The sequence below is a fragment of the Pseudoroseicyclus sp. H15 genome, assembly GCF_054353345.1.
The window spans coordinates 501318-512884 of sequence record NZ_JBTHJE010000002.1 but is presented as its reverse complement, the minus strand read 5'-3'; the positions used below and the strand labels follow the sequence as shown (position 1 = coordinate 512884).

Below are 11567 nucleotides of genomic sequence, written 5' to 3'. Positions count from 1 at the left end.
CGAGCCCATGAAACTCTCCGACTTCGATTTCGACCTTCCCGAAGAGCTGATCGCGACGCGCCCGGCGCGGCCGCGCTCGGCCGCCCGGCTGCTGCATGCCGAGGGCGGGCTCATGGTCGACCGGCAGGTGCATGACCTGCCCGCGATCCTGCGGCCGGGCGATCTGCTGGTGCTGAACGATACAAAGGTGATCCCCGCAAGGCTGACCGGCACCCGCACCCGCGGCGAGGCCGAGGCGAAGATCGAGGTGACGCTGGCCGCACCGAAGGGCGAGGGGCTCTGGCAGGCGCTGGTGAAGCCCCTGCGCAAATGGCGCGAGGGGGAAGAGGTGGTCTTCTCGCCCCGCCTGACGGCGGTTCTCGAGGGGCGCGAGGGTGACATGGCGGTGATCCGCCTGACGGCCACCGGCGATCTCGACGCCGCGCTCGCCGAGGCCGGCGCCATGCCGCTGCCGCCCTATATCGCCAGCAAGCGCCCGGCCGATGAGGCCGACAGGGAAGATTACCAGACCATCTGGGCCGCCCGCGCCGGCGCCGTCGCCGCGCCGACCGCCTCGCTTCATTTCGATGCGGGTGTCATGGCAGCGCTGGAGGCGCGGGGCGTTGAGCGTTGCCATGTGACGCTGCATGTCGGCGCCGGCACCTTTCTGCCCGTGAAGGTCGACGACGTCTCCGAGCACAAGATGCATGCCGAATGGGGCGAGGTGAGCGCCGAAGCCGCCGCTGCCATCGCGCGCGCCAAGGCCGAGGGGCGCCGGGTGATCCCCGTCGGCACCACGGCGCTGCGGCTGATCGAGGCGGCGGAGGGCCGCGAATGGGCCGGCGATACCGATATCTTCATCAAGCCGGGCTATGAGTTCCACGTGGCAGACGGGCTGATGACGAATTTCCACCTGCCGAAATCGACGTTGATGATGCTGGTCTCGGCCCTGATGGGCCGCGAGAGAATCATGGAGCTCTACGAGCATGCCATCGCCACCGGCTACCGCTTCTTCTCCTACGGGGATGCCTCGCTCCTGATCCCCGAGAGAGGCGGGCAGGCGGGCTGACAGGCGCCTTGGCGCCGGGGCAGCAGCCGGCAAGCCGGGCGGGCTTTACCCGGCCCGCGAGACCTGCCAGAGGCCGCGCCTGACTCCACTTTGCCCAAGGCCGACAAAACATGTCGCCGGCAGCCAATCTCGACCGCGCCGCCCGCGCGACACCCCGGGCAGAAAGGACCGCCGATGTTCACCGTGCTGCGCTCTTCCTGGCCGCTCTTCATCGGGCTGTTCATGATGATGATCGGCAACGGTCTGCAGGGCACGGTGCTGGGCCTTCGCGGCGCGCAGGAGGATTTCTCGACCTCCACGATGTCCTACGTCATGGCCGCCTATTTCGCCGGCTTCCTTTTCGCCAGCCGCATTGCGCCGCGGCTGATCCGCAACGTGGGCCACGTGCGGGTCTTCGCGGCGCTGGGCTCAACCATCTCGGCGGTGCTGATCCTCTATCCCACGCTGGTGGAGCCCTGGGCCTGGATGCTGGGGCGGATGCTGATCGGCTTCTGCTTCTGCGGGGTCTACATCACCTGCGAGAGCTGGCTGAACGACAGCGCAACGAATGAGACGCGCGGCAAGGCGCTGTCGCTCTACATGATCGTGCAGCTCGCCGGCATCGTGGTGGCGCAATACATCGTCGTGCTTGGCGACGTTTCGGGCTTCGTGCTGTTCATCATCCCTTCAATGCTGGTGTCGCTGGCCTTCGCCCCCATCCTGCTCTCTGTCGGCACCGTACCCGCCTTCAGCCAGGCCAAGCCGCTGCCGCTCGGCCGGCTGATCACCGCCTCGCCCTTGGCGGCGGTCGGAATGTTCCTGCTCGGAGGGGTCTTCGCCGCGCAATTCGGCATGGCGGCGGTCTACGGCGCACAGGCCGGCATGAGCGTGCCGCAGATCTCCACCATGATCTCGGCGATCTACATCGCGGCGCTGGTGCTGCAATATCCCATCGGCTGGGCATCTGACCGGATGGACCGGCGCAAGCTCATCATCGTGATCTCGGTGGCCGGTGGCGTCATCGGCCTTCTCGGCTTCATCGCGCCCGGCAGCTACCTGCTGGCCGTCATTGCCGCAGCAGCGATCGGCGGGGCGTCGAACCCGCTCTACGCGCTGCTCATCGCGTATGCCAACGACTACCTCGACCGCGATGACATGGCCGCCGCCTCGGGCGGGTTTCTCTTCGTCAACGGCGTGGGGGCGGTCTTCGGGCCGATCCTCGTCGGCTATGTGATGGAGGCCTTCGGCCCCTCGGGCTACTGGGTGTACATGTCGGTGCTGCTGCTGCTGCTGGGTGGCTACGGCCTGTGGCGGATGACGCAGCGCGCCCGCCCCGACGACATGGTCGCCGAGTCGGTGTCCTACGCGCCGGTGCTGGCCAACGGTACGGCGCTCGTCGCCGAGCTGGCGCAGGAGGTCTATATCGAGGCCGAGGAAGAGGCTCAGGCCGAGGCCGAAGCGGAGGAAGCCGATGCGCAGGGTGACGAAACCTTGGGCAACACGCGCAAAGAGCCCGCTTTTGATGACACAAGCGCAACAGGTGGCGATGGCCCGCCCCGCTGACTGGACGCATCGGGGGCAGCGTGCCACTTGTTTCCGCACAGTCAGTTAAACAAGCCTGCGAGGTGTATCGCGATGTCCGGCCCCGACGACGTTCTGTCCTTTTGGCTCGACGAAGTCTCTCCGAAGGATTGGTACGGCGGCGGCCCCGAGCTGGATGCCGAGATCACCACCCGCTTTCAGGGCCTCTGGAGCAATGTGATGGACGGGATCGGCAGCCTCTGGCTGACCTACCCGACCGGTTGCCTGGCCTATATCATCCTGACCGATCAGTTTCCGCGGAACATGTTCCGCGGCACGTCGCGGGCCTTCGCATCGGACAGGCTGGCGCGCGAGGCGGCGATTTCGGCCATCGGGCATGGCTATGACATGAAGATCGACCCGCCGGCGCGCGCCTTCTTCTACATGCCTCTGGAGCATTCCGAGAACCGCTTCGACCAGGATCGCGCCGTGCGCCTGTTCAAGGACCGGCTGCCCGAGAATACCGAATACCTGTTGCATGCCTGCGCCCACCGCGAGGTGATCCGCCGCTTCGGGCGCTTCCCCTTCCGCAACGAGGCGCTGGGCCGCGAGAGCACCCCCGAAGAGCTCGAATGGCTGTCGGAAGGCGGCTACATGGCCCAGGTGAAGGCGCTGCAGGCCGAAGAGACGCATTCGGCCGCCTGAGCGGGTTGATGGCGGGCGGGCGCCGGGCTTGCCTCCCGCCCACCCACCCCGGCGCGCCCGGCGCCCGGTGCTTTGCGGGACCGGCGGCTTGGGTGGTGAGTTAAGAGGGGGGCGCTGCCCCCCGCCTGCGGGCCCCCCCGGGATATTTTGAGAAAAGCGAGAGGGAAGGCGGGGCGCTCCCCGAGCCTTGCGCGCAGGCGAAGGCGGGCATGAGTGCCCCTTGCCTTTTCGCGGCCGGCGGGATCGTTTAACATCAAACGACTTTTCAAAGAGCCGGAGGAGAGCCGCATGGCCGCCAGCAAGTTCGACATGATCGTCATCGGCGCCGGCCCCGGCGGCTATGTCGCCGCCATTCGCGGCGCCCAGCTTGGGCTGAAGGTCGCCTGTATCGAACGCGAGAACCTGGGCGGCATCTGCCTGAACTGGGGCTGCATCCCCACCAAGGCGCTGCTGCGCTCGTCGGAAGTGTTCCACCTGATGGAGCGGGCCAAGGATTTCGGCCTCTCCGCCGGCGACATCGGCTACGATCTCGATGCCGTGGTGAAGCGCTCGCGCGGCGTCGCCAAACAGATGGAAGGCGGCGTGCGCGGCCTGCTGAAGAAGAACAAGGTCACCACCTTCATGGGCGAGGCCAAGCTCGCCGGCAAAGGCAAGGTGTCTGTCACCACCAAGGACGGCACCGAGGAGCTCGAAGCAAAGAACATCGTCGTCGCCACCGGCGCGCGCGCCCGCGAGCTGCCGGGGCTGGAGGCGGATGGTGATCTGGTGTGGACCTATCGCCACGCCCTGATGCCGCCGCGCATGCCCAAGAAGCTGCTCGTCATCGGCTCTGGCGCCATCGGCATCGAATTCGCCAGCTTCTACAACACGCTCGGCGCCGACACGACGGTGGTCGAGGTGATGGACCGGGTGCTGCCCGTCGAGGATGCCGACATCTCGGCCTTCGCCAAGAAGCAGTTCGTCAAGCAGGGCATGACGATCATGGAGAAGGCCGCCGTCAAGCAGCTCGACCGCGGCAAGGGAAAGGTCACCGCCCATATCGAGAGCGGCGGCAAGGTGGAGAAGATGGAATTCGACACCGTTATCTCCGCCGTCGGCATCGTCGGGAATACCGAGGGGCTCGGGCTGGAAGAGGCGGGCGTGACGGTCGACCGCACCCATGTGGTGGTCGATCAGTACTGCCGCACCGGCGTGGACGGCCTCTATGCCATTGGCGACATCGCCGGCGCGCCCTGGCTGGCGCACAAGGCCAGCCATGAGGGCGTGATGGTGGCCGAGCTGATCGCGGGGCAGAAAGTGCACCCGATCAAGCCGAACAGCGTGGCGGGCTGCACCTATTGCCAGCCGCAGGTCGCCTCTGTCGGGCTGACCGAGGCGAAGGCAAAGGAGGCGGGCTTCGAGGTGAAGGTCGGCAAATTCCCCTTCATTGGCAACGGCAAGGCCGTGGCGCTGGGCGAGCCGGAGGGGCTGGTGAAGACTGTGTTCGATGCCAAGACAGGCGAGCTGCTGGGTGCCCACATGGTCGGCGCCGAGGTGACCGAGCTGATCCAGGGCTATGTCATCGGCCGCACGCTGGAGACGACGGAAGCCGAGTTGATGGAGACGATCTTCCCGCATCCGACGCTCAGCGAGATGATGCACGAGAGCGTCCTGCACGCCTACGGCCGCGCCATCCACATCTGATTTTCGGAGTTCCGACACGCGAAGGGCGGCCCCGCGATGGGGCCGCCCTTTTTGCATCCGATCGGCTCAGGCGATCAATTGTCGGCGTACATCACGCCGTCGAGCGGGATCGGGTTGTCGTCGTTGTCGTAGAACGTGCCGTCGATCACGCCCAGCATGCTGCCACCCTGCTCGGTGAGCTTCGCGGCCAGGTCGGCATCGACCTCGTAGACGTCCACGCCCGATTCCAGCACGCCCACGACATCGGCATCGATGCCGGCGCCGTTGAGATTGCCGGCCACGTAGAGCTGGCCGTCGACGTTGAAATACTGCAGCGACGAGTTGCGGGCGCCGAGGTTGTTGAACGTGCCCGACACGGTGTCATTGCCGAAGTTCACGCCCAGATCGACATCGCCGAAGAGGGTGGAGTAGTCGACGCCGCTGTCGATGACCGAGGCGAAGCGGCCCTCGTAGGTCGCGGTGCCCGAGGCGGGCAGGTTGGTGGCGACGGTCTGAGCGTCGTTCCGCGCGTCGAAGGCGTTGAAGACGTTCGCAGTCTCATTGCCGTAGGTCGAGGCAGAGTTGGTGGGCACGTCGACATCGTAGACGGGGCCCGAGACGACGCCCGAGGAACAGGCGGCGGCAGCCAGCGGCAGGGCGAGGATGGCGTAACGGGAAGCAAGCATGGCGGATACCTTTGCTGATGAATTTTGTGGCAATAGGTGGGTCACGCCCCATGAGAGTCAAAATCAGCCGCCGGTTATCCAATAACGAATTGTTTCGGTTCGAAAAGTAGAGGGAAGCGGGAGCCTGGCGGCGGTGCTTGATGTGCGGGATATTGCCGGCGTGAGGCGGTGGGGGATGGACGCTAACCACAGGCCAGGCGCGCCGATCCTGCCTTGAGCGGAGCGCCGCCCATGAAAAACATCCAAAATGTTCTCTTAACGTTCCATTCGCGGTTGGAGACTCGGCACCGGCCCACTATCTGTAGCGCTTGAGTCCTGCGGGGGTGCGAGATGGCTGAGCTGAAGAATATCGAGGTGCGCGGCGCGCGCGAACACAACCTCAAGAACATCGATGTCGACATTCCCCGCGACCAGTTGGTTGTGGTGACGGGGCTGTCGGGCTCCGGCAAGTCGAGCCTCGCCTTCGACACGATCTATGCGGAGGGCCAGCGCCGCTATGTCGAGAGCCTCTCGGCCTATGCCCGGCAGTTCCTCGACATGATGGAAAAGCCGGATGTCGACCACATCTCCGGCCTCTCCCCCGCGATCTCCATCGAGCAGAAGACGACGAGCAAGAACCCCCGCTCGACCGTCGGCACGGTCACCGAGATCTACGACTACATGCGCCTGCTCTTCGCGCGCTGCGGCACGCCCTACAGCCCCGCCACCGGCCTGCCCATCGAGGCGCAGCAGGTGCAGGACATGGTCGACCGCGTCATGGGCATGGAGGAGGGCACCCGCGCCTACCTTCTCGCCCCCATCGTGCGCGATCGGAAGGGCGAGTACCGCAAAGAGATGCTGGAGCTGCGCAAGCAGGGCTTCCAGCGCGTGAAGGTCGACGGGCAGTTCCATGAGCTGGACGATCCGCCGACGCTCGACAAGAAGTTCCGCCATGACATCGACGTGGTGGTCGACCGCCTCGTCGTGCGCGAGGGGCTGGAGACGCGTCTGGCCGACAGCTTCCGCACCGCGCTCGACCTCGCCGACGGGATCGCCATTCTGGAGACCGCGCCCACCGCCGATGAGGGAGAGGCGCCGGAGCCGGAACGCTTCACCTTCTCCGAGAAATTCGCCTGCCCTGTCAGCGGCTTCACCATCCCCGAGATCGAGCCGCGGCTCTTCTCCTTCAACGCCCCCTTCGGCGCCTGCCCGGAATGCGACGGCCTCGGCGTGGAGCTGTTCTTCGACGAGCGCCTCGTGGTGCCCGACATCACGCTGAAGATCGCCGACGGCGCCATTGCGCCGTGGCGCAAGGGCAAGAGCCCCTACTTCCTGCAGACCATCGAGGCCATCTCGAAGCATTACGGGGTGAGCAAGAACGCCCGCTGGAAGGATCTGCCGGAGAATGTACAGCAGGTCTTCCTTCGCGGCTCCGGCGACGAGGAGATCCAGTTCCGCTATGACGAGGGCGGGCGGGTCTACCAGGTGAAGCGCGTCTTCGAGGGCGTCATCCCCAACATGGAGCGCCGCTATCGCGAGACCGACAGCTCCTGGGTGCGCGAGGAATTCGAGCAATATCAGAACAACCGCCCCTGCCATGCCTGCGGCGGCTACCGGCTGCGGCCCGAGGCGCTGGCGGTCAAGATCGCCGGGCTGCATGTGGGGCAGGTGGTTCAGTTCTCGATCCGCGAGGCGCATCAATGGGTGCAGGAGGTGCCCGAGAGCCTCAGCAAGCAGAAGAACGAGATCGCCCGCGCCATCCTGAAGGAGATCCGCGAGCGGCTGGGCTTCCTGAACAACGTCGGCCTGGATTACCTGACGCTCAGCCGCAACTCCGGCACCCTCTCGGGTGGTGAATCGCAGCGTATCCGGCTGGCGAGCCAGATCGGCTCGGGCCTGACGGGCGTGCTCTACGTGCTCGACGAGCCCTCGATCGGCCTGCACCAGCGCGACAACGGGCGACTCCTGGAGACGCTGAAGAACCTGCGAGACCAGGGCAACACCGTGATCGTGGTGGAGCATGACGAGGAAGCGATCCGCGAGGCGGATTACGTTTTCGACATCGGCCCGGGCGCCGGGGTGCATGGCGGCCACGTGGTCGCCCATGGCACGCCGGAGGAGATCACTGCCGATCCGAAGAGCCTGACGGGCGATTACCTCGCCGGGCGGCGCGAGATCGCGGTGCCTGCGGAGCGGCGCAAGGGCAATGGCAAGAAGATCCAGGTGGTCAAGGCGACCGGCAACAACCTGAAGGACGTGACCGTCGACTTCCCGCTGGGCAAGTTCGTCTGCGTGACGGGCGTGTCGGGCGGCGGCAAATCAACGCTGACCATCGAGACGCTGTTCAAGACCGCCTCCATGCGGCTCAACGGCGCCCGGCAGACGCCGGCGCCCTGCGAGACGATCAAGGGGTTGGAGCACCTCGACAAGGTCATCGACATCGACCAGCGCCCCATCGGCCGCACGCCGCGCTCGAACCCCGCCACCTACACGGGCGCCTTCACTCCCATCCGCGACTGGTTCGCTGGTCTGCCGGAGGCGAAGGCGCGCGGTTACAAGCCGGGTCGCTTTTCGTTCAACGTGAAGGGGGGCCGCTGTGAGGCCTGTCAGGGCGACGGTGTCATCAAGATCGAGATGCATTTCCTGCCCGATGTCTACGTCACCTGCGAGACCTGCAAGGGCGCGCGATACAATCGCGAGACTCTGGAAATTCAGTTCAAGGGCAAGAGCATAGCCGACGTTCTTGATATGACGGTTGAAGATGCGCAGGAGTTCTTCAAGGCGGTTCCGAGCATCCGCGAGAAGATGGATGCGCTCGTTCGCGTCGGCCTCGGCTACATCAAGGTCGGCCAGCAGGCGACGCAGCTTTCGGGCGGCGAGGCGCAGCGGGTGAAGCTCTCGAAAGAACTCAGCAAGCGCGCCACGGGCCGGACACTCTACATCCTCGACGAGCCGACGACGGGCCTGCATTTTGAAGATGTGCGCAAGCTGCTGGAGGTACTGCACGAGCTGGTGGAGCAGGGCAATTCCGTCATGGTGATCGAGCACAATCTCGATGTCATCAAGACAGCGGACTGGCTCATCGACATCGGCCCCGAGGGTGGCGACGGCGGCGGCACGCTGGTGGCGACCGGCACGCCGGAGGATGTGGCCGAGGTGGCAGAGAGCCACACCGGGCGCTTCCTCGGGCCGATGCTGAAGGCTCGGAAGGTGGCGGCAGAGTAGGGCGGCCGGAAAAAGACCTCACGAGGACTTGAAAGTTAAAGGCGTTAACATTTAGTGGGCGGTAACCGTAATTGGAGACCGCCCATGACCTCTCTCGCCAAAACCCACGTCGCCAGGCCCGCCCTCGTTGCCGGCATGCTCGCCACGGCCCTTGCAGCGCCTACGCTCGCTCTCGCAGAAACCCGCAGCTACGACGTTGCCGGGTTCACCCGCATCGACGTCTCCGACGGGCTGGATGCGGTGATCAGCGAGGGCGACTTCTCCGTCGAGGCCGAGGCGCGCCGCGGCGATCTCGACCGGCTGGTCGTGGAGGTGGAGGGCGATACCCTGAAGCTCGGGCGCGAAGCAAGGATGCCGCTGGGCCTGCTGCAGCTACTCCGGCAGGACGAGTTCTCTGTGACGGTCCATCTGCCCGAGATGAGCGGCATCCATGCCGGCGGCGGCGCCAACGTGCGAAGCAGCGCGCCAGCGGCAGACGGCGTGTTCACGGCCGGGGCCACCGGCGGCGCGAACTTGCGGATCACGGGGATCGAGGCCGATGAGGTCACCGCCGACAGCCTCTCTGGCGCGAACCTGCGGCTGGAGGTCGAGGCTAGGGAAGTGACGCTCAACGCCCAGTCGGGCGCCAACCTGCGCGCTTCCGGCAGCTGCGGCACGCTGAGCGCCTCGGGCCGCTCGGGCGCCTCGCTGATGGCCGATGACATGGCCTGCGAGATGGCGCTGCTCGACGCCTCCAGCGGCGCCAGCATGCGGGCCTCGGCCAGCCAGTCGGCCGAGGCGAATGCGTCCTCGGGCGCCTCGATTGCTGTCTATGGCGGCGGCGAGGTGGATGCGACCGAGACGAGCGGTGGTTCGGTGCGGTCTAGGTGATTTGTCGCAAATTGTAAAGTTATGGACCTCAGAGGGGCGCCAGACCCCTCTCCAGGTTCAAATCCTGCAAGCTACAGATCGGCCGAGAATTCCTCGACAAGGTGTGCCACGACCGCGCGCATCTGTCCGTCGCGATCCTTGCCCTCGGCCTTGGCTTCGTCGCGCACCGCGCGCTGCCGCTCTGTCCCCGTGCCGCCTGCGATGATGTTGCGGGCGGCATCCACCTCGGCCAGGCAACCGAGCGCCTCGGCATCTTCGGCGACGAGCCCGATCAGTTCGTCGAGCAGTTCGGGGAAGGGCAGCATCACGCCGCGGCCAAAATCGATGAGCTCGCCGCCGATGCCGAAGCGCTGAGCGCGCCAGCGGTTCTCGGCGATCAGGAAGTTGTCGTAGCGGCGCCACCGCTGGTTCTGCACCCTCAGCCGCCAGAGCATCCGCAGGATGCTCTGCGTAAGCGCAGCGATGGAGAGGGCGGCCTCGAGCCGGGGTGAGACATCGCAAATCCGCGATTCCAGCGTGGGGAAGCTGGCGGAGGGGCGCAGATCCCACCAGATTTTCGAGGCATCCTCGATGACGCCCAGATCGGTCAGCACCTTCACCGAACGCTCGTACTCGACCCAGGTGTCGATATGCGGCGGCAGGCCGGTGCGAGGCAGGTTGTCGAACACGCTCAGCCGGTAGCTCGCCAGCCCGGTATCCTCGCCCTTCCAGAAGGGGGAGGAGGTCGAGAGAGCCAGCAGGTGCGGCAGGAAGTAGGCCATCTGGCCCAGCAGATCGGCCCGCAGCGAATTGTCGTTCAGCCCGACATGCACATGCATCCCGCAGATCAGCGCCCGGCGTACGACGCCCGCGAGGTCGTTGTGGAGCTCACGGTAGCGGCTCTTGTCGGTCGGCTCCTGCATGCGCCAGTCGGAATAGGGGTGGCAGGAGGCGGCGATGGGCGCGAGGTTGTAGGCGGCGGCCTTGTCGCGCACCAGGCTGCGCAGGCGGCGCAGCTCTTCGCGCGCCTCGGGGATCGTCTCGCAGACGGAGGTGCCGATCTCGATCTGGCAACGCAGGAACTCGGGGCTGACCTGCCCCTCGCTGATCGCGTTGGCGCAATCGTCCATCAGGGCCTGAGGCGCGTCGGCGAGGTCGAGGCTGTCCTTGTCGACGAGGAGGTATTCTTCCTCGATGCCGATGGTGAAGTCCGGCTCGTTCATCCTGCCCCCCTATGTTCTCTTTTGAAGCTTTGCACCCGCCCGCCGTTGCCGCAAGGCGGGCGTCAGCTGGTGGCGCGCGTGCTGACAAGCTCTGTTATGGCGCGGCTCTGCTCATCGAGCATGACGATGCAGCCGTCGATGGCAGCGTAGGCCCGGCCGCCGGGGGCGGGGGAGAGGCCGGGGATGTCGCCCGCGATAAGCTTAGCGCGGCCCGGGGCGGTGTCTCCCACGCCGAAGCCGAGCCGCGCGGAGATATTGCCCTGCGAGAAGGTGCGGCTGAACCCGTCGCCGGCTAGGGTCGAGGCCACGCGGATGAGTTCGACGATCTGCAGGTTGCTCTCGTTGAGCACGATGATGGCGCCGCCGACGAGGCCATAGCCCTGACCGTCGGGCAGGGCGGGCAGCTCGTCTACGGCGCTGTCGTCGATCCACATGACCACTGGCTCGGGCACATTGTCGCCCCGGGCGAAGCCCACGGGGGGCGGTGCGGAGCCTCCCTCGGCCTGGGCCAGCACAACCTGGTCAGCGGGCTGGGGCGGAGGCCCGGGCGAGGTGGCGGCGAGAACGCCGGCGGCTGCAATTGCCGTAAAGAACACCATGTCGATTTTTCCTTACGCGCAGGGGATATAGCCAGAACGGCTCGGGGCGGCGGATGTTCCACTTCGCGGGCTAATCGCTGAGAACGTGATC

At 66.2% G+C, this 11567-nt stretch carries 9 protein-coding genes; 6 read left to right on the top strand and 3 right to left on the bottom strand.

Features of this window, described 5'->3' with window-relative positions:
• Window positions 1–7 precede the first annotated feature (7 nt).
• The 4 genes from queA to lpdA all read left to right on the top strand — a co-directional run bounded on the left by queA (window position 8) and on the right by lpdA (window position 4936).
• Complete coding sequence (queA, locus tag ACXN5S_RS06345) at window positions 8–1048, top strand: tRNA preQ1(34) S-adenosylmethionine ribosyltransferase-isomerase QueA (protein WP_458604561.1); 1041 nt, start codon at window positions 8–10, stop codon at window positions 1046–1048.
• Window positions 1049–1222: 174 nt separating this feature from the next.
• Entirely contained in the window at window positions 1223–2590 is a 1368-nt protein-coding gene (locus tag ACXN5S_RS06340; RefSeq protein WP_458604560.1) for an MFS transporter, read from the top strand.
• Between the two features lie 72 nt (window positions 2591–2662).
• Window positions 2663–3253 (top strand): DUF924 family protein, encoded by a 591-nt coding sequence (locus ACXN5S_RS06335; protein WP_458604559.1) that lies wholly within the window; start codon window positions 2663–2665, stop codon window positions 3251–3253.
• A gap of 288 nt (window positions 3254–3541) precedes the next feature.
• The gene (lpdA, locus tag ACXN5S_RS06330; protein WP_458604558.1) at window positions 3542–4936 is read left to right on the top strand and encodes a dihydrolipoyl dehydrogenase; all 1395 of its coding nucleotides are present in this window, start codon (window positions 3542–3544) and stop codon (window positions 4934–4936) included.
• Window positions 4937–5010: 74 nt separating this feature from the next.
• Here the strand turns inward: lpdA and ACXN5S_RS06325 are convergent, their stop codons facing one another.
• Window positions 5011–5601: a hypothetical protein gene (locus tag ACXN5S_RS06325; protein ID WP_458604557.1), complete on the bottom strand. Its 591-nt coding sequence runs from the start codon at window positions 5599–5601 to the stop codon at window positions 5011–5013.
• Window positions 5602–5931: 330 nt separating this feature from the next.
• Between ACXN5S_RS06325 and uvrA the strand changes: the two genes are divergently transcribed.
• Window positions 5932–8805, top strand: coding sequence for an excinuclease ABC subunit UvrA (uvrA, locus tag ACXN5S_RS06320; RefSeq protein WP_458604556.1), 2874 nt, complete (start codon window positions 5932–5934; stop codon window positions 8803–8805).
• Between the two features lie 84 nt (window positions 8806–8889).
• A complete protein-coding gene (locus ACXN5S_RS06315) occupies window positions 8890–9675 on the top strand; it encodes a GIN domain-containing protein (RefSeq protein ID WP_458604555.1) in 786 nt (261 codons plus the stop codon).
• Between the two features lie 71 nt (window positions 9676–9746).
• Here ACXN5S_RS06315 and ACXN5S_RS06310 read toward each other — a convergent pair whose 3' ends face one another.
• On the bottom strand, window positions 9747–10877 hold the full coding sequence (locus ACXN5S_RS06310) for a carboxylate-amine ligase (protein ID WP_458604554.1): 1131 nt from the start codon (window positions 10875–10877) through the stop codon (window positions 9747–9749).
• Between the two features lie 62 nt (window positions 10878–10939).
• Complete coding sequence (locus tag ACXN5S_RS06305) at window positions 10940–11476, bottom strand: hypothetical protein (protein WP_458604553.1); 537 nt, start codon at window positions 11474–11476, stop codon at window positions 10940–10942.
• Window positions 11477–11567: the final 91 nt, after the last annotated feature.

Coding starts and splice junctions, on each gene's coding strand:
- queA (WP_458604561.1), top strand. CDS start 8: ATGAAACTCTCCGACTTCGATTTCGACCTTCCCGAAGAGCTGATCGCG.
- ACXN5S_RS06340 (WP_458604560.1), top strand. CDS start 1,223: ATGTTCACCGTGCTGCGCTCTTCCTGGCCGCTCTTCATCGGGCTGTTC.
- ACXN5S_RS06335 (WP_458604559.1), top strand. CDS start 2,663: ATGTCCGGCCCCGACGACGTTCTGTCCTTTTGGCTCGACGAAGTCTCT.
- lpdA (WP_458604558.1), top strand. CDS start 3,542: ATGGCCGCCAGCAAGTTCGACATGATCGTCATCGGCGCCGGCCCCGGC.
- ACXN5S_RS06325 (WP_458604557.1), bottom strand. CDS start 5,601: ATGCTTGCTTCCCGTTACGCCATCCTCGCCCTGCCGCTGGCTGCCGCC.
- uvrA (WP_458604556.1), top strand. CDS start 5,932: ATGGCTGAGCTGAAGAATATCGAGGTGCGCGGCGCGCGCGAACACAAC.
- ACXN5S_RS06315 (WP_458604555.1), top strand. CDS start 8,890: ATGACCTCTCTCGCCAAAACCCACGTCGCCAGGCCCGCCCTCGTTGCC.
- ACXN5S_RS06310 (WP_458604554.1), bottom strand. CDS start 10,877: ATGAACGAGCCGGACTTCACCATCGGCATCGAGGAAGAATACCTCCTC.
- ACXN5S_RS06305 (WP_458604553.1), bottom strand. CDS start 11,476: ATGGTGTTCTTTACGGCAATTGCAGCCGCCGGCGTTCTCGCCGCCACC.